Here is a 20,170-nt window from a genome sequence, read left to right as displayed (position 1 = left end):
CCATTATCCTGCTGAACGATAATTAGGAGCTTCTTTAGTGATCGTTACATCATGAACATGTGATTCATGGAACCCTGCTGATGTAATCTGTACAAATTCAGCTTTTTGACGCATTTCATCAATGGTCGCACAACCACAATAACCCATCGAAGCACGAACACCACCTACCAACTGGTAAATAATGTTCAACACAGAACCTTTGTAAGGTACACGACCTTCAATACCTTCTGGTACTAATTTCTCAGCATTACTATTTGGATCTTGGAAATAACGATCAGCAGAACCCTGTTCCATCGCACCCAAGCTACCCATACCACGATAGGCCTTATACGAACGACCTTGGTATAGAATCACTTCACCAGGTGCTTCGTCTGTACCTGCAAACATACCACCTAACATACACGCATTCGCACCTGCCGCTAATGCTTTTGCCACATCACCCGAGTAACGAATACCACCATCTGCAATAAGAGGCACGCCAGTACCCTTCAATGCTTCGGCCACATCCGAAATCGCAGAAATCTGAGGAACACCCACACCTGCCACCACACGAGTCGTACAAATAGAACCTGGGCCAATACCGACTTTCACACCATCTGCACCTGCTTCAACCAAAGCACGAGCCGCCGCACCTGTCGCAATATTCCCACCAATAATCTGAACCTGAGGATAATTCTGACGAATCCAACGAATGCGATCAATCACACCTTGAGAATGACCATGGGCCGTATCGACCACAATCACGTCAACGCCCGCTTTCACAAGCAAATCAACACGCTGCTCTGTACCAGCACCCACGCCCACGGCAGCACCAACACGTAACTGCCCTTTTGCGTCTTTATTGGCATTCGGATGAGTGGTATTTTTCACAATATCTTTAACCGTTGCCAAGCCTTTTAGTTCAAAAGCGTCATTTACAATTAAGACTCGCTCTAAACGATTTTCGTGCATCAAGCGTTTAGCTTCTTCCAAGCTACCATCTTCATGCATCGTAATCAATCGTTCTTTAGGAGTCATAATATTTCTTAGTGGCTCATCTAAACGATCTTCAAAACGTAAATCACGGTTCGTAACGATACCCACTACTTTGCCACCTTCAACGACAGGTAAGCCAGAAAAACCGTTTTTGTTTTGCAACTCAATCGCATCACGAACACGCATATCGGGTGTTACCGTGACAGGATCGACGACGACACCAAACTCATGACGTTTCACACGAGCCACTTCTGCCGCTTGTTTTTCACCTGACATATTCTTATGAATAATGCCAATACCGCCCTCTTGGGCCATGGCGATCGCAAGGCGAGATTCGGTCACCGTATCCATCGCTGCAGACAAAAGAGGAATATTTAGGCTGATGTCACGCGTAAGTTGCGTTTTAAGAGAGGTATCCTTAGGTAGGATATTTGAGTATGCTGGGACGAGTAATACATCGTCAAATGTTAGCGCTTGTTTAAGTAAACGCATAAAAGATTCTCCACAGTCACAAAAAATAATTATAACAAAAATTCACTAAATCCTGTAAAACAAATGAGGGGTCGAGTCTCACCTCATATCCCTCATCTATTCTCATTATCCAATCAATACACGAGCATTTTGGAACATACGTTGCCATGGCGTCGCATCGCCACCTGTGTCTTTTGGTCCCCACTTCTCAGGATGCCAAGACATCATCACATTTCGCGTCACTCGCTCGGGGTGAGGCATCATGATCGTAAATCGTCCATCATTCGTGGTAACCCCTGTCAAGCCATTGGCACTACCATTAGGGTTAAATGGATAACGCTCCGTTGGCTGACCTGATCCATCAACATAACGTACACAACGAGCCACTTTTTCGGCATCCCCTTGAAGTCCAAAATTCGCATAGCCCTCACCATGAGCAACGGCCACAGGCATGATAGAACCTGCCATACCTTTAAAGAAAATTGACGCAGAATCCATCACTTCAACTAAAGATAAACGTGCTTCATAACGAGCAGACTGGTTTTGCGTAAATCGAGGCCAGTTTTCCGCACCAGGGATCATGGATGCCAACGCTGCCATCATCTGACAACCATTACATACACCTAGTGCAAACACGTCGGGACGTTCAAACCATTGTGCAAACTGTTGAGACAATTCATCATGGCATAAAATCGTTCTTGCCCAGCCTTCACCAGCACCAAGCACATCACCATAGCTAAAACCACCTACAGCCACCAATCCCTTAAAGTCTTGCAGATGTTGTCGTTTTGCCAAAAGGTCAGTCATATGCACATCATAGGCATCAAAACCCGCTTGGTTAAAGGCCCAAGCCATTTCTAACTGACTATTACAACCTTGTTCACGCAAAATCGCTACTTTCGGACGAGCACCTGTTGCAATATAAGGAGCGGCAATATTTTCCTGAGGATCAAAATCCACCTGACCTTTTAGTCCCGCATGAGACTTATCCAACCACACATCATATTCTGCTTGTGCGGTATGAGGATTTTCACGTCGAGACATAATTTCATAACTCACGCGACTCCATTCTCGTGCTAATTCGGCACGATCAATCGGTTCATATGCACATTTACCATCACGATAAATCTCGATTCTATCTTTGTCATTTAAAGAACCAATCACATGACTATAGGCTGATAAACCAGCTTCTCTCAACATTTGCAATACATGATCGCGTTCACTAGCACGAACTTGAATCACCGCACCTGCTTCCTCATTAAACAAGGCTTTGAAAGAAGATTCATCTCTTTGGACAGTAACTTGCTCAGGGCGAATCTTATAGTCACCCCAATCAGCTACTTGTTCATCAAAAGTCAGCATATCAATATTTAAAGACACACCTAATTGAGAAGCAAACGACATCTCAGCAACCGTAGCAAATAAGCCACCATCAGACTTATCGTGGTATGCCAAAATCTTATTATCTCGAGCCAATGAACGGATTACTTTAAAAAAGGATACCAAGTGTTCAGGATGCTCAAAATCAGGCACTTCGCCCCCATATTGATTTAACACTTGGGCCACAATGGATCCGCCCATACGCTGTTTGCCCAGTCCTAAATCGATCAAAATCAACACTGAGGGTTCATTTTTCAGTATTGGCGTTAAAGTTTGACGAACATCATTGACCGATGCAAAAGCAGAGATAACCAAAGAGACAGGCGATAACACGGTGTGTGTCTGATCATCTTGAGACCAATTTGTTCTCATCGACAAGGAATCTTTACCCACGGGAATCGCCAACCCTACTTCTTGGCACATCTGAGAAACCGCTTCGACAGTATCATACAAGGCCGCATCTTGCCCTTTAGAACCGCAAGCAGCCATCCAGTTAGCCGACAACTTCACACGAGAAATATCATCGATGTCAGCAGCCACCAAGTTTGTTATCGCTTCAGCAATAGCCATACGACCTGAAGCAGGTGCATTGGCCACCGCCAACGGTGTTTTTTCACCCATACTCATCGCTTGACCTGTATAAGTCTCGTAACCGTCTAAGGTCACTGCACAATCAGCCACGGGTACTTGCCATGGTCCTACCATCTGATCACGAGAACACAAGCCACCCACACTACGGTCACCAATGGTAATTAAAAAGGTTTTATTCGCTACCGTCGGATGACGCATCACACTTTTTGCCACGCTCACCAAATCTTGGCTAACTGGATCAAACGCAGATACCGTCGTCGCCTCATGTTCCACCGTTCTGGTCATACGAGGCGGTTTACCTAAAATCACATCAATCGGTACATCTACAGGACGTAACACGGCGGCTTCTTGTGTCGATGTAGCCTCTGCTTCACCAGGCAAGCCCTCGCCCTCTACCACACGCAATACTTTTTCTTTTGTGGCGATGCCCACCACACTATATGGACAACGTTCACGTTTTGCCAATTCATCAAAGCGTGGTAAATCCTTTGGTAAAATCGAAAGGACATAACGTTCTTGCGACTCATTACTCCAGATTTCAGCAGCCGACATCCCTGATTCTTCCAGATTCACACGACTGAGATCAAAAACAGCACCTTTGTCTGCATCATTTACCAGCTCAGGGAAAGCATTAGATAAGCCACCTGCCCCGACATCGTGAATCGCAATAATAGGGTTATCTTCTAACAAACGCCAACATGCATCAATCACTTCTTGGGCACGACGTTGTAATTCAGGGTTGCCACGTTGAACTGAATCAAAATCTAAGGCCGCGGTATTGGAGCCTGAAGCCATACTTGATGCTGCACCGCCACCCATGCCGATACGCATGCCAGCACCACCTAATTGGATAAGCAACGCACCGTCAGGAATCTCATTTTTGTGAGTCAACGCATCATCAATCGCCCCCATACCGCCCGCTAGCATAATGGGTTTATGATAGCCCCAATGCTGTTGTTCTTGCTGTTCATAACTACGGAAGTAGCCTAATAAATTCGGACGACCAAACTCATTATTAAAAGCAGCCGCACCGATCGGACCATCAATCATAATATCCAAAGCACTTGCCATACGTTCAGGTGGCACAAGTGCATTCTTTTCCCACGATTCGGGCAAAGTGGGAATATTTAAATGCGAAACAGTAAATCCACATAAACCTGCTTTCGGTTTAGCACCACGACCTGTAGCCCCCTCATCACGAATTTCACCACCTGATCCCGTTGCCGCACCTGGGAAAGGAGCAATCGCTGTGGGGTGATTATGCGTTTCAACTTTCATCAAAGTATGTGTCAAACGTTCGTGATTCGCATATTTTAAATTTGTATCGGGATAAAAACGTTTAACAGAAGTACCTTCCATAATCGCTGCATTATCAGAATACGCAACTACCGTTCCTTGCGGATGTTTAATATGCGTATCCTTAATCATGCCAAAGAGCGTTTTATCTTTTTGAACGCCATCAATCGTCCATGTTGCATTAAAAATCTTATGACGACAATGTTCACTATTAGCCTGAGCAAACATCATCAATTCCACATCCGTTGGGTTACGTCCCAAACGTTTAAACGAGCTTTCTAAATACTCAATTTCATCTTCAGACAAAGCCAATCCTAACTGAACATTCGCCTCTTGAAGTGCGGACACCCCACGATTTAACACATCAACCTGTTGTAATGGCTTGGGATTTAAGGTTTGGAACAACTGTCCTGCATGATACTCTTCACCGACCACCATCTCTGTCATACGATCGTGAATCAGTGATGAAATAAATTCTTGGGCTTCTTGATTTAAAGAGGCAAACCCGCCTAACAAACCTTTTTTCGTTTCAAATAAAAAACGAACACCTCTTTCAACTCGAGCAATATTAGACAAACCACAATTATGAACAATATCGGTTGCTTTAGATGCCCAAGGCGAAATCGTCCCCATTCTAGGCAAAACTCTCAAAACAAGCGTCTCGTTTTTCTTCCAATCGTCGTCTATATCTAATATCTGTTTTAATCTGATATGTTCTGATTCACTCAATGCTTCATGTGCAAATACATAATATTCGTATTGTGCTCGAATCTGCGTAATCGCATACTGGCTAAGTTTGTCTTTTAATCTTTCGATTTGGAACTGGCTAAGTGCCGATTTTCCGTAGAATGGGACGAATGTGATAGACACGGGTAAACCTTTAGAATAAATGGGTTGACAAAATAGTTGAATATTTTAACCCAATCAAGGCGAAAAAACGCATGTCACACACGCTTTACTTAAAGAAAAATCAAGATAAAATAAGTGCTTTAACCGCCTCATTTTTATTGCTAAGAAACTGAATATATGATGAAACTTATAAATTGTTTCAAAAAACTTAGAAAGTGATTTAATTTTTTGTTACAAGTTATTGCAATTATTGATTTTATTAATCATAACCGTTATAATTTGAGTGTTTGACTTCTTTTTTGTGCCAGTTTACCCGATGAAACGCCTTTTGCCTTTGTCTTTTTGTTTATTGTTTTCATTGACAAATATTGCTCACTCAGCAACTACATCCAAGAAAACCACTACTACAAAACGTCCTGAAATGGTCGTCCAAAAAGTCGCCAACAGCAAAACTAACGCGATCATCATTACGAGAAAGAAGCCGAAAACAACCGCTCAAGCCCTAGCTAAGAAAAAATCTTCTAAAGCAAGTTTAAGAAAAGTCGTCAAGAAATCACGTTCTACGCCGACAAAAAAAGTGGCACAGGTTAATCGTCCAGAAGAAGATCCGATTTTAACCTATACCACTAACCAGCATTATCTGTATGAAAACATGCCTGCTTCTTTGCAATTAGTGGCGAATGAAGCGAATCTGAAAGCCAAAATCGCGTATGTCGTCGATCTTGAAACAGGCAAACCACTTATTGAGAAAAATAGTGATAAGGTTCAACCCATCGCATCCATCACAAAGTTAATGACGGCTTTGGTCGTACTAGATAAGGATCTTAATCTTAACGAAAAAATCACCATTACCAAGGCAGATGTTGATCGTCTAAAAAAATCGAGCAGCCGACTCAGAGTAGGCACCAAGATCACTCGTCGTGAAGCGTTATTGCTTTCACTCATGTCCTCAGATAATCGAGCCGCTCATGCTTTAGCACGCACTTACCCTGGTGGAAAGAAAGCGTTTGTCAAAGCCATGAACCAAAAAGCAAAAACACTGGGTATGAGTCGTACTCGTTTTGTTGAGCCTACAGGACTGTCGCCCAAGAACGTCTCTACTCCAAAAGATTTAGTCAAACTTCTAGTGGCTACCGACAAAAACCCTATCATTAGAGATCTTTCAACCCATGACGGTTACAACATCATGATGTCAAATGGTAGAGTACAGACCTTTCACAACACAAACCGCCTTATTCGCAACAATAACTGGGATATACAAGTGTCTAAAACAGGCTATATTCGTGAAGCAGGCGATTGCTTAGTGATGAAAACAAACTTTGATGGCAAGCCAATGGCCGTGATTATTTTGAACTCACAAAATACATCTAGTCGTTTTACGGATGCGATTCGCCTCAGACAGTTAGTTCGAAACGATTATCCTAATTTATACTAGTTTAACGAGGCGTGACGATCGCTAATTAAAAACCTATTAAGACTGGTAATGGTGGTCGTAAGCCAAATTCGAGAAACGCGTAAATTCGCCATCAAATGCCACTCTAACCGTGCCGACTGGGCCGCTACGTTGTTTACCAATGATGATTTCAGCTACCCCTTTTTCTTTACTTTCTTCGCCTTTGTGATATTCATCACGATAAATAAACAAAATCAAGTCGGCATCCTGTTCAATCGCACCAGATTCACGCAAATCACTCATCATCGGACGCTTGTCTTGTCGTTGTTCCACACTACGGTTTAACTGTGATAAGGCTACAATAGGACAAGCCACTTCACGTGCTAGATTTTTCAAAGAACGGCTGATTTCCGAGACTTCATTAGCTCGCGTATCGCTTTTACGAATCGAAGCCGAGGACATCAACTGCAAATAGTCCACAACGATTAAGCCTAACTGTCCACCGCATTCACGGTGCAATCGCCTGACTTTTGCCCTTAATTCAATAGGATTCAAAGCAGCTGTTTCATCAATATACAAAGGCGACTGGGCCAAGATTTGACTCGCTTCAATAAAGCTTGTCATCTCTCTTTGATTCATCGTCCCCTTTCTTAAAGCACTTTGGTGAATACCGCCCATAGAGGAAATGATACGAGTTGCTAATTGTTCAGCCCCCATCTCCATAGAAAAGACAGCGACTGGCAAGCCCTCTTTTACCGCCACATGCTCGGCAATATTCATCGCAAACGATGTTTTACCTGAACCTGGACGACCTGCCACAATAATTAATTGTCCATCGTGAAATCCTGCCGTCATACGGTCCAAATCCACAAAGCCTGTAGATACGCCCGTCACATCACTTTTTAACTTAGGATCCATTTGATCCAATCGCATTTGCTCATCAGTAATGCTTTTGACCACTTCCTTAATCGAGCGAAAGTCTTTATCCGTACCACGTTGGGCAATGGCCATAATTCTAGATTCCGCATCATCTAAAATCTCTGAAGCTTCACGGCCACCAGGAGCAAAAGCCAGTTCGGTAATATTGTCACAGGTCAGCACCAACCGTCTAAGCAAATAACGATCATAAATAATGCTGGCATAACGATGAATATTGGCAGCCGACATCGTGCTGGCCGCTAGATTCACCAAATATTCACGTCCACCACAATCTTGCAGTTGTTGGTTTAAATCCAAGGCATTGGCTAGCGTGATCACATCAACTTCTTTTTTTAGCTCAAACAGCTTAACCATCTCAAGCCAAATAAGTTGATGCTCACGTTTAAAAAAGTACTCTGCCTGCAAAGTGCCAGCAATCTTGTCATAAGCATAATTATCAAGCAATAAGCCCCCTAGCACAGACTGTTCTGCTTCTAATGAATAGGATGGCGTTCTAATATGTTCAACGGCTTGATCGACTTGCATAAAATCTGTCATTCTACTTATCCTAGCTTACGACATTGGTGATAACGATGATTGGGATCGAATAACAAAGATTGTAGACAATAACCCTCATTTTTTTCAAGATGCAATTTATTTAAAGCCTAAAATGAAAAGCATTTGCTCATTCACCTATTACATTTCATACTACTTTAACAAAAAGACAGTCATTCTATTAACTTATCGCATCTTCCCCAAAATTTCACTCAGTTTTATCACAGATCACTGACCCAAAACACCGCAACATACGATCAAAAATATCCTAAATTTTTAGGTATTTATACGGTGCAAAAGTCGTTTGGGAATCATCAATATCCACAATGTAAAAAATCGTAAGATTTAGAAACTAAAAATCTAGAAAGTAGGGGTTATTATTCATCTTATCCTTTTAAAATGGATTACAACTTATTGATATAAAAGGATTTTATATTTATCCGTAAAAATGCTTACTTTTTGAGCAGTTTAACTTGCTCACTGTAGTATTACTAAACTTTTTTGAATTGTCCACAAAGTTTTCCACATTTTTTGTGAGTTATTCACTTACCTAAAAAATTAAATTCTTGTACAATAAAAAAATGTCAAAAATAAACAACATTCTAACCCCATTCTTCCAAAGCGTATGGCAAAAAAAAGGGCTGATTAGTACGCTTTTGCTTCCCTTCGCCTATCTTTATGAATGGGCAGGAAAACAACGGGCCAAACAACCCTGCGTCCCGCTGAAATGTCCTGTTATCGTTGTCGGTAATATCTATGTGGGAGGCACTGGAAAAACGCCGGTTACCATCCAACTCATTAATGATCTCAAAGCCTTGGGTTTTCATCCAGGTGTCGTCAGTAGAGGATACGGAGCCACTGAGATAAAAAATGAACCTCATTTATCAGGACATACTCCCTTATCGCCTGAAAACTTTGGTGATGAACCTTGTTTATTAGCCCAATATGCCCCCATTGCCGTGCATCCTAATCGCGTATTAGCCGCCCAAAAGCTATTAGCAGTTTATCCAGAAATTGATGTAATTATTTCTGATGATGGGTTGCAACATCGCCGACTCGCCAGAGACATCGAAATAATTGTTCAAGATTCTCGAGGCATCGGTAATGGACGCGTATTACCTGCAGGCCCTTTAAGAGAGTCTGCTGATCGACTAAATACCGTTGATTTTGTTTTACAAAATTTTTCACCGCTTGAAGATCCAGATACCATCAAAAAACAATACCCCAATGTTCCATATGGATTCAACTTAAAACCTGTTCATTTCAGACATCTGGTCACACAAACCACACAACCCTTAGAGGCATTTCAAGGAAAAACGGGGCTTTGTGTTTTGGCAGGCATTGGCAATCCTCAACGCTTTTTTAACACTTTGACACAACATGGTATCACCGCTCAGACCTATCTTCGCTTTCCTGACCATTATGCTTTTTCGACAACAGATTTTGATAAAATTACGCAAGACATTATTTTATTAACGGCAAAAGATGCGATTAAATGTCCAGCTGATCCTCGCATATGGGTGCTAGAAGTCCAAGCACAGTGGATTCCAGGAGATTTTATTGAGGCACTTCTTCGCCAATTAAACCATAAACGGTCGAACCATGAATCAAATATTTAAAAAACTCATCTGCCCTGTTACGCACGAAACGTTACAATACGACGAACAAAACAAAGAACTCATCAGTCTGGGTGCTAAATTAGCGTATCCGATCAAAGACGGCATTCCTATTTTAATTCCCGAAAAAGCCAGAAAACTTGATTAAACCTAACACATATCACCCATGAAATACACCATTATTATTCCTGCTCGCGAAGCATCCACCAGACTTCCTGGCAAAATGCTAGCCGATGTACACGGTTTACCATTGATTTTACGCACCGCTTTGCAAGCTCAAAAATCATCTGCACAACGAATCATCATTGCGACAGACAGCCAAGCTATTGCGGATGTCACAACGGCTCACGGTTTTGAAACCATCATGACTGATCACGATCACCCCTCTGGAACAGACCGCTTAGCTCAAGTTGTGACACAGTTAGATCTACCTGATGATGAGATTATCGTCAATGTACAAGGTGACGAACCTTTAATCGATCCCGACTTAATTCACACGGTTGCACATCAATTATCGCTGCAAGCTAAAGCAAGTATTGCCACTTGTGCCTACCCTATTACCGATGTACATCGTTTTCTGAATCCTAATGTAGTCAAAGTGATTCGCGATACACAAGGTTTTGCTTTGACTTTTTCTCGTGCACCTATTCCTTGGGATAGAGCGGGATTTAAACAGATCACCCAAATCGATCAGTTAAAACCTGATTTTCCTGCTTTACATCACATTGGGTTATATGCTTATCGTTGCCAATTTTTAAAACAATATCCTTTATTAAACCAAACACCGCTTGAAAAATTTGAACAGTTAGAACAACTGCGAGCATTGGAACATGGGTACTCGATTTTTGTGGCCCTAACCAAACAAGCCCCTCTTTCGGGAGTCGATACGCAGGAAGACTTAGATAATTTGCGACATTATCTTAGCCAACACCCTACGCTTTGAATGTAATAAAACGTTCACCTCCAGCTGGTCACGAAACAACCGCGTTCCTACATAAAACGCCCGTCTAAAAAGATACCTGACATCGTCTAGACAAATATCGCATCGCTTCCAGCTGGTGGTATTTTGAAAATCAGCAAAAAATCTTTTTATGTCCTCGCATTATCATTTAAAATAGTGAGGTTTAATCTTTATCACAAAGGGATTCGTTATGCGTATTATTTTACTTGGCCCTCCTGGTGCAGGAAAAGGCACTCAAGCGGGCTTTATCACAAAAGAATGTCACATTCCTCAAATCTCTACAGGCGATATGCTTCGAGCAGCGATTAAAGAGGGAAACGAACTTGGCCAAAAAGCTCAAGCCATTATCGCAGCAGGACAATTAGTATCCGATGATATTATCATTGGTCTTATCAAAGACCGCATCCAAGCTGCAGACTGTAAAGATGGTTATCTTTTTGATGGCGTACCCAGAACAATCCCTCAAGCTCAGGCATTTAAAGACAATGATATAAAAATTGACTACGTCATCGAAATTCAAGTACCCGCAGATATGATTATCGAACGCATGAGCGGTCGTCGCATCCATCAGCCTAGCGGTCGTACTTATCACGTCAAATTTAACCCACCAAAAGTAGCTGATAAAGACGATGTCACTGGTGAGCCACTTATCCAGCGTGAAGATGACAAAGAAGAAACCGTTCGCAAGCGTCTAGAAGTGTACGAATCACAAACTCGTCCCTTAGTCGATTTTTATCAAAATTGGGCAAAAGAAGATCCTCAACACGCACCTACTTATATCAAAGTCTCTGGTGTGGGTGATGTAGAAACGATCACAAAAAATATCTTTGCCGCACTCAAAGCATAATATCTAGGTCTATCCAAGTGGATAGACCGATAACATCATTTTTATGAAAAACTTATTCAAATCCCTTGCTAAAATTAGTGGGCTCACCTTGCTGTCTCGCATTAGTGGACTAGCCAGAGACGTGATTATCGCTCGTTCATTTGGGGCTGGCCCGATGACCGATGCGTTTTGGGTAGCATTTAGAATTCCCAATCTATTACGCAGATTATTTGCAGAGGGTGCTTTTTCACAAGCTTTTATCCCCATTTTAAAAGAAATACAAAAAACAGAATCAGCCGATCGCACGCAGCAACTCATTGATCACACGGCTTTGGTACTATCCATTAGTCTGTTAATCCTAACTGCTATCGGCATCATTGGGGCACCTTGGTTTACCCTTGCCGTCGCAAGTGGCCTAACTGAAAACGATAATTTCGAGATCGCCACCACCATGACACGCATCATGTTTCCATACATACTTTGTATGTCATTAGTGTCCTTTGCATCAGGTATTTTAAATACGTGGTCTCGCTTTGCCATCCCTGCTTTCACCCCGATTTTGCTTAATCTTTCCATGATTGCGTGTAGTTTATTGCTCGTTCATGTCGTAAACGTCCCCATTTATGCCTTATCTATCGGTGTGATGGTCGGTGGCGTACTTCAATTAGGGGTGCAGTGGATGGCTTTAGCAAAGTTAGGGCTTTTGCCTCGTTTTTCTTTGCGTTTTTCGGCAGCATTTAACGATCATGATGTAAGAAGATTGCTCAAAAACATGTTGCCAGCTATTTTGGGGCTATCTGTTACACAAATCTCTATTTTAATTAACACCAATATTGCCACTTACCTTGAACACGGCAGTGTGACTTGGCTATCCTTTTCAGACCGTTTAATGGAATTTCCATCCGCTTTATTAGGCATGGCACTTGGCACAGTACTACTACCCAGCCTATCAGAAGCATATAGCCAAAAAGACTCAAAAACGTATAACGCCTTAATGGATTGGGGCATCAAACTCATCTTATTATTTGGACTACCTGCTTGCATTGGAATGGCACTATTGAGAACAGGCTTAGTCAGTGTATTATTTAACTACGGTGCTTTTAACGAGTTAGACGTAGAAAAAACCTCATCTGCTGTACTTGCTTATAGTATTGGATTGATTGGTATTTTAAGCATTAAAATCTTAGCACCCGCCTTTTACGCTAGGCAAGACATCAAAACCCCCATTAAGATTGGCGTCATCATACTTTGTTTGACTCAGGCATTAAATCTAATTTTTGTGCCACTATTACAGCACACAGGACTGACCTTATCGATCGCATTAGGATCTTTATTTAACGCCTCTTTGCTTTATGTTTATTTAAGAAAACATCGCTTCTATCAGCCTAGCGAATCGATCATTAAATTTTTAGTCAAACTACTGCCCGCCCTAATCGTATTAACATTGTTTTTGTACCTTGTCCAATCCCCTTCAGACTGGCTCAATAGCTTAAACAACCATGGCATTACTTACTGGACCCAGCAGCTTTTAATGAACGTTGTCACGGATCCATTAAAATCTTTCCAAATCAGCCGTATTATTTGCCTGTTTGGACTAATATTCGCCAGTATTCTGTGCTATTTTGCGACATTATTCATCTGCGGTTTTCGTATAAGAGATTTTAAACGTTATTCCCCATCTTAATCACTTGTTTTTTATGGTATATCGTTTTATAATTAAGGATTAACTCATATTAGATAGAAAAAGGATATTTTACTAACATGGCTAATACTGCTCAAGCTCGCAAACGTGCACGCCAGAACGTTGTTCGTAATAAGCATAACTCTAGCTTGCGTTCTATGATGCGCACTGCTATTAAACGTGTTTACCAAGCATTAGAAGCTGGCGATAAAACGAAAGCGAATGAAATTTTTCCAAAAACAGCAAGCATCATCGACCGCGTTGCTGACAAGAATGTCATTCACAAAAATAAAGCGGCTCGTCTAAAAAGCCGTATTGCTGCGGCGATTAAAGCGGCTGCCTAATTTTGCACACTCCCACCTAAGCGTGGGAGTTTCTCTCACCCCTTTTTATAAGGCAGGTGCGAACTCATCTACCTCCATCTAAACAGCACTTCCTAAAACATCGATAACTCTACTATTGAAGCCCTCATAACCTTTCTGAACCTCCGCACTTCCTTTTGCCCAAAGCATTAAGATACTCATAGAAACCTCACTAACCCAGCACCAACATATCCAAAACATCCCATTCTACACACACATGTCCCATTACTAAATGCTGAGGCACTCATACATCTTCTGAACCTCTACACTTCCTTTTGCTCAAAGCATTAAGATACTCATAGAAATCTCACTAACTCAGCACCCTCATATCCAAAACATCCCATTCCACACACATATCCCATTACTAAATGCTGAGCATCTTCTGAACCCCTACTCACCCCTTTTTACTCAAAGCATTAAGATACTCATAGAAACCTCACTAACTCAGCACCCTCATATCCAAAACATCCCATTCTACACACACATGTCCCATTACTAAATACTGAGACTCCACCACCTTTTCAGATAAAAAAAACCTTACTAATCGAAAGACTAGTAAGGCAATTAGAAAAGCAGCAGTATAAATAAACTGGTAAAAAATTAATTACGTGTCAATTTAACCGATTTAGGGGCTAAATATACTTTTGGATACAATACAGCCACAGGACTATTTGCACCCGGTAACAACACCTCATCTTTGACCAACCAAACAATATCATGTTTTAAGCTAGATTCTTGGCTCGTTGTCAATGGCATGCCAACCTTAACCTTACCATTCTCTTGTAAGGCAAATTTAACACCTTGTTCCATCATCGACTTGATTTCGGTCTCTAACACATTAGGAGACATATTCGCTGATGCGTTTTTGCGCAACTGTTTTAGCTGTTCTGCAATAATAACTTGTTCAAAATAAGCATCACCTAAACGAGCAAGTACTTGTTGCGGGTCGATAGATAACAACTCAAGCATATAATCGCTACCTAACCATTGACGGTATTGTGTGTATTTTGGATCAGTTTGAATTTCATATCTTCCATCTGAAGAAGAAATTTCAAAAGGTCTAGCACTCATATTACCGATAAGGTTTTGGGCAGTTAGCTCGATTTGAGCATTTTCTTCTGCATAACTAACTGACAATTCCTTAATGCCAGTTAAGCCACCAATGTTATTTTGTTCCTCTTCTGACGTTTCTTCATTCGGAACATTCGAAAGATTCACTTGTCTAGAGACCAATAATTTTAATGCCTCGTTTTCTTGCTGTGCATCTACTCTTACTGCGTCTTGGGCGACAAAACGTTCAGAACCATTAAATGTTACGGCAACGTTATTCTCATCATGATTACGAGTAGAAACATGCAATGCTTGGATAACGCCTTGTTCGTTATCAATACCATCATGAGAAGTTAAATTCAAAGATTGACCCGCTTGGATGGTACCCGCATTCACGATTTTACCAGACTGACTATTGATAGATAAACGAGCAGATGAACGGATCAATTTCTCATTTTCAACCGAATCTTTTGCCGTTATATCCATATCTGCATTAGATTGAATGGTGCCTTTGTTTACCACCTTACCACCAGCTTTAGCAACCAACTTGCCTGAAGTCTGGATAGTTTGTTCATTCACCAGATCACCACCCGCCGTCATCTGCATATGACCAACAGACTCAATCTTACCTTTGTTATGAATTTTGCCACCTGCTGTCACGCGAAGCGTACCACCAGAACGAATATTCTCTTCGCTTTGTGATGCACTGTTTGTCACGTCTCCAGAGACTTTAATATCCAAATGATCTTGGGCAATCAGTGTGCCTGTATTGATCAAATTACCGTTTGCATCAATCGTTATCTCATTACCTCTGATGTCGCCAGCGTTGTTCACCCCAGCCCCACGATCAGTGGTCACTAATGTGATTTTGTTCGCATACATGCCACCTAATGCCTTAGTATCGATACCTACTGTGGCACTTTCCGCATTCGAGCGTTTTACAACTTGTCCTGATGGATCAACTTCATTTTCTCCCGCTACAACACGAAGATCTTTCGCTAGCACCTTACCTCTAACTTCTACGGCTTTTGAGATAATATGCGTATAATCGCTTTTTTCGGTATCTAAGGTGCCACCCTCTTCAATTTGGATGGTACCTTTAGCAACATCGTAACCTTCGATATTACCTTGAGCATTCAACTTGGGAGCCCCAGTTGTCAAAGTTACTTTGCTTGCATTAATAAATCCTGCATGATTAACCTGAATACCTGATTCGTTCGCAATCACGACATCAGCACGCTTACCTGCGACCTCTATATAGCCATTTAACTCAGATGGTCGATCACTATTAACCTGATTAATAATAATTTTCGCTTCAGCTCCTTTTGCCAAAGCTTCATTTCCTGCTACCCATCCAGCTAACTCCGTTTGAGAAGCCACGGCACTATTATTCAAAATCAAATTATCTTTTCCGACATTAAATGTCTTGAACTGGTTAACAGACACGCCTGACGCTGTGGTCTGAGCAATATTTACTTGAACCACACCGCTATCTGTTTTTAATAGTACAGGTTGCTGATTGACAGAAGCCGATTTATCTACCTCAACTGCTGTTAAGTCTGCTGCATATACCTGGTAAGCGACACTCAACACACTTACAAGTAAACTTAGTTTTAGTGTTCTTTTCATTTTCAATTCATCAAAATAATTGATATCTCTTTTATACGCAAATTATAGCTAAAAGATTAATGAGGTACTAAAAAATATTACATAATTGTTACGAGGATAATACTGAGGTTGTTTTAATGACTTTCCTACAAACGCATCGTACTGCCATTGCGTATGCCAAATATTCACCGCACCTTTCAGTCCTACCGCTGCCCCCATCAATTCATCCCCTAATATTTCTTTTGTACTGGGTCCCCATAACTTACCATAGTCCAAACCTAGATATAATTGGTGATTTCCATAATATTGATAATAAATCGTATTTTTTGATAACAAAGCATGTTCTGCCGACAAGGTCATTTCATTAGAGAACCCTCTGACGGTCAGACGATCCCCCATTGAAAATTTATCTTGAGCAAATACGCGGGTAAATGAGTACTGTCCCTCTAAATGTGTATCAAAATAAAATCGTTGCTTAGCAACAACAAAAGGCTGTAGCCAATTTAGGGTTAATAAAATTTGACGCATTCTACCCGTGCCGCTGTTTGAAATTTCATCAGATACAGGTTCTGCACCAAACCACCTCATTCCTTGTTTATAAGAGACTTTGCCAGAAAAAATGCTTTCTCCCCAATACTCACGGTCTTCCAAAGAAAGCGTAAAACCACTCGTACGTCTGCGTTGCACCGTTAACTCTGCATCATTAATATAGCTAGAAGAAGAACGCTGCCAGATTTTTCCTGAAACGTTTAATTTTCTTACTGCATCGCGATATATCATATAAGAGGCCGACAAATCTTTCACATTTGACCATCCATGATAATCATAGTAGTCATTAAGCCCTTTGAATACCTGATGAAATTCACTTCGATACGCATTCAAAGAAAACAGCCAATTACGATACGGCATTGAAAAACTGAACGCATAAGACTTTGTGCCAGTAGGTGGAATATCTAATTCCTTACCTCCAAGATCGCTAACGTAAGAAAGATATAGCAGATCATTCAAACCCAAGGTGTTTTGAAATAATAAACTCGCACTACCTTGATACAAGCCAGTACCCTTTGAGCCCGCATTACTAGCCGTTAACACCCCCATCACAGGGAATTTTGTTTTTCTTTCATACAAAATATCCGACATCCCAGGCAAGACAGATGGCAAAATCTGGATATCCACATCTTGGTTAGAGAGTCTTTTGATATTTTCTAATGATTGTTCAATATCTCTAATGTTAAGAAAATCACCACTTTGACTAGGTAATGCCGAAAGACTATCTAAGCGTTTTTCACTTTGACGACCATTCCAATTAGTGGTGCGGTAAATGATTTCATGAATTTTTCCTGGCACAATTTCATAACTGACCCGACGAGATTTTAAGTTTTGGGGAATCAAATTCACACGAGCCACCAGAAAACCTTTCGCAATCGCTTGATTCTGAATAGCGGCACCTAATATCGTCAACCCTTTTATGCCTAGACAAACGCCAGGTTGAAAATTTAATTCTTTCAAAGCCTTTTTCAAAGCAAACTGAAAATGAGCACTATCCTGTCCCACCAACAACACTTCATCGATAGGAAAACAAGGCGATTCATTCAAAACCAAAGGCGATGATTTTGGCTGCTCTACTTCCACTGTAACTTTCGGGTCTTTTATCAATTGTTGACGTATGGCCTCTTGCGTTTGCATCGCTTGTTTTTCATGTTCAGCCGCTTGTCTATCCAAATCAGCCGCAGCGGGAATAGGAGGCGGTTCTGGCGGATTAGCCGCTACCGCATACCCTGAATATATTGCCAAAATCGCCCCTAGTATCATATGTTGAGATGAAGTCGCCATATCTTGCCCTTATGATATTAAATAGCTAATGTTCGTTCTAATAACCATGCCTTTGATTTTCCTTCCAATCGAGGCGATAAGCGTTCTTTCACTTCTTGATGATAAGCGTTTAGCCATCTTAACTCTTGCTCAGAAAGTAAGGTTTTATCAATACAACGAGTATCGATCGGACATAAGGTCAAGGTTTCAAAATGCAAATAACGTCCAAATGGCGTTTCTTGATAGAATCGATTCGCTAATAAGTTTTCAATTCTAATCCCCCAAGCTCCCTCTCGATATAAGCCCGGTTCATTTGAAGTCACCATTCCCTCAAACATTTCTGTGTGACCACGACGATGTGCGGTATAACTAAGTACTTGAGGGCCCTCATGGACATTTAAAAAATACCCTACTCCATGCCCAGTACCATGTCCATAATCCAACCCTTGTTGCCACAACGGCATTCTAGCAATACTGTCTAAAAGTGGCGATTCAATTCCCTCAGGAAACACGGCTTGTGACATCGCTATCATCGCTTTAAGCACATAGGTAAAATCAGCCTTTTGTGCAGGACTAATCTGCCCAATAGGTATCACACGAGTAATATCGGTGGTTCCATCGATATACTGACCTCCCGAATCGATTAAAAGCAAGCCATTTCCTTGAATTGTTAGGCAAGTATCCGCATGAGCACGATAATGAGGCAAAGCCCCATTTTCATTAAATCCTGCAATCGTATCAAAACTAGGACTCACAAAACCCTGTTCTTTTGCTCGTTCAGACGTAATCATGTCATGAATATCATATTCACGAATCTTTTTGCCTTGATTCAAAGACGCTTCTAATTCAGCAAAGAATCGGCATAACGCCGCACCGTCTTTTTCCATAGCCTCTCTGATATGTGCAATTTGTACGGGCGTTTTTTGAGACTTCATTAATTGACTAGGCGAAATGCCCGAAACAATCTGTGCTTTTGAGGCCAATAATCGATACACATGAATTGAATGACGGTCAAAGTCCATTAAGATTTTATGAGCATCCACCCCATCTTTTAGCGACTCATCCAGCGAATCATAGGGATATAACTGAACCCCACAAGACTCTAAATAAGCACGGATACGATCATTCAAACAAGACAGTTGTGCAAATAAGCGAGCATGTTTGGCATCTACCCATAAGAAAGCACAAAAAACAGGATTAAAACTGACATCCGAACCTCTTAGATTTAGCAAATACGCAATATCATCTAAACTAGACAACATCACCGCATCACATTGGTGCTTATCCTTAATGTAGGATCGCAACTGCTTTAATTTCTCGGTCACCGATGTACCTGCGTAGGATAGTTCATGCTCATATATAGGGTTAAAAACCTGTGCTGGACGGTCTTTCCAAAGCCATGAAATCAACTCACGTTCATCTTTAAATTCATAACCAGGTAATGATTGTTGCAAAGCAATAAACTGATTCACCGTCACGCAACGCGGATCATAAGCAATCGTGGCACCGGCAGGAACATGTTCAGCGATCCAAGCACTCATACTCGGTGTCTGTTTTTGCCCCGCTTTCATTAAATGGGCCCCTGACACCATTAACTCTTTCTCGGCTTGAACCCAATAGCGACTATCAGTCCATAAATACGCATCTGTTTGAGTGACTAATAAATTACCTGCTGAACCACTAAATCCACTTAACCATTCTCTGACTTTCCAATAATCAGGAATATACTCAGAAATATGAGGGTCACAATGGTACACCAAATAAACGTCAATATGATGTTGACGCATTGCATCTTGTAATCGTTTCAGTGGATGGCACTCGTTCAT

The 20,170-nt window shown here is 41.4% G+C and carries 13 protein-coding genes; 7 read left to right on the top strand and 6 right to left on the bottom strand.

Going from position 1 to position 20,170, the window contains the following annotated elements; all coding sequences use genetic code 11:
* Positions 1-3 precede the first annotated feature (3 nt).
* Positions 4-1,467 carry an IMP dehydrogenase gene (gene guaB, locus IX83_RS02840; RefSeq protein WP_038498989.1) on the bottom strand — a complete coding sequence of 488 codons (1,464 nt, stop codon included), beginning with the start codon at positions 1,465-1,467 and terminating at the stop codon, positions 4-6.
* A gap of 105 nt (positions 1,468-1,572) precedes the next feature.
* The gene (gene purL, locus IX83_RS02835; RefSeq protein WP_236620618.1) at positions 1,573-5,583 is read right to left on the bottom strand and encodes a phosphoribosylformylglycinamidine synthase; all 4,011 of its coding nucleotides are present in this window, start codon (positions 5,581-5,583) and stop codon (positions 1,573-1,575) included.
* A gap of 295 nt (positions 5,584-5,878) precedes the next feature.
* Between purL and pbpG the strand changes: the two genes are divergently transcribed.
* A complete protein-coding gene (gene pbpG / locus IX83_RS02830) occupies positions 5,879-6,997 on the top strand; it encodes a D-alanyl-D-alanine endopeptidase (RefSeq protein WP_038498986.1) in 1,119 nt (372 codons plus the stop codon).
* Positions 6,998-7,033: 36 nt separating this feature from the next.
* On the opposite strand, the gene dnaB is transcribed toward pbpG, so the two are convergent.
* Positions 7,034-8,431: a replicative DNA helicase gene (gene dnaB, locus IX83_RS02825; protein ID WP_236620617.1), complete on the bottom strand. Its 1,398-nt coding sequence runs from the start codon at positions 8,429-8,431 to the stop codon at positions 7,034-7,036.
* Between the two features lie 578 nt (positions 8,432-9,009).
* Here dnaB and lpxK point away from each other — a divergent pair.
* The 6 genes from lpxK to rpsT all read left to right on the top strand — a co-directional run bounded on the left by lpxK (position 9,010) and on the right by rpsT (position 13,856).
* Positions 9,010-10,047 carry a tetraacyldisaccharide 4'-kinase gene (gene lpxK, locus IX83_RS02820; RefSeq protein ID WP_038498983.1) on the top strand — a complete coding sequence of 346 codons (1,038 nt, stop codon included), beginning with the start codon at positions 9,010-9,012 and terminating at the stop codon, positions 10,045-10,047.
* Positions 10,031-10,192 (top strand): Trm112 family protein, encoded by a 162-nt coding sequence (locus tag IX83_RS08955; RefSeq protein ID WP_143244794.1) that lies wholly within the window; start codon positions 10,031-10,033, stop codon positions 10,190-10,192. The genes lpxK and IX83_RS08955 overlap by 17 nt, the downstream gene beginning before the upstream one ends.
* An 18-nt stretch (positions 10,193-10,210) precedes the next feature.
* Positions 10,211-10,987 (top strand): 3-deoxy-manno-octulosonate cytidylyltransferase, encoded by a 777-nt coding sequence (kdsB, locus tag IX83_RS02815; protein ID WP_038498980.1) that lies wholly within the window; start codon positions 10,211-10,213, stop codon positions 10,985-10,987.
* Positions 10,988-11,195: 208 nt separating this feature from the next.
* Positions 11,196-11,852, top strand: coding sequence for an adenylate kinase (gene adk / locus IX83_RS02810; protein ID WP_038498977.1), 657 nt, complete (start codon positions 11,196-11,198; stop codon positions 11,850-11,852).
* A gap of 43 nt (positions 11,853-11,895) precedes the next feature.
* A complete protein-coding gene (gene murJ, locus IX83_RS02805; protein WP_038498974.1) occupies positions 11,896-13,515 on the top strand; it encodes a murein biosynthesis integral membrane protein MurJ in 1,620 nt (539 codons plus the stop codon).
* Positions 13,516-13,592: 77 nt separating this feature from the next.
* Positions 13,593-13,856: a 30S ribosomal protein S20 gene (gene rpsT / locus IX83_RS02800; RefSeq protein WP_038498971.1), complete on the top strand. Its 264-nt coding sequence runs from the start codon at positions 13,593-13,595 to the stop codon at positions 13,854-13,856.
* A 618-nt stretch (positions 13,857-14,474) separates the two neighbouring features.
* Here rpsT and IX83_RS02795 read toward each other — a convergent pair.
* The 3 genes from IX83_RS02795 to IX83_RS02785 are packed head-to-tail and all read right to left on the bottom strand — an operon-like array spanning position 14,475 to position 20,170.
* Complete coding sequence (locus tag IX83_RS02795) at positions 14,475-16,553, bottom strand: filamentous hemagglutinin N-terminal domain-containing protein (protein ID WP_038498968.1); 2,079 nt, start codon at positions 16,551-16,553, stop codon at positions 14,475-14,477.
* 48 nt (positions 16,554-16,601) lie between these two features.
* On the bottom strand, positions 16,602-18,365 hold the full coding sequence (locus tag IX83_RS02790; protein ID WP_038498965.1) for a ShlB/FhaC/HecB family hemolysin secretion/activation protein: 1,764 nt from the start codon (positions 18,363-18,365) through the stop codon (positions 16,602-16,604).
* A 17-nt stretch (positions 18,366-18,382) separates the two neighbouring features.
* The gene (locus IX83_RS02785; RefSeq protein WP_038498962.1) at positions 18,383-20,170 is read right to left on the bottom strand and encodes an aminopeptidase P family protein; all 1,788 of its coding nucleotides are present in this window, start codon (positions 20,168-20,170) and stop codon (positions 18,383-18,385) included.

It is taken from the genome of Basilea psittacipulmonis DSM 24701 (assembly GCF_000743945.1).
Lineage (GTDB): Bacteria > Pseudomonadota > Gammaproteobacteria > Burkholderiales > Burkholderiaceae_B > Basilea > Basilea psittacipulmonis.
This window is presented reverse-complemented; position numbering and strand designations above follow the sequence as displayed.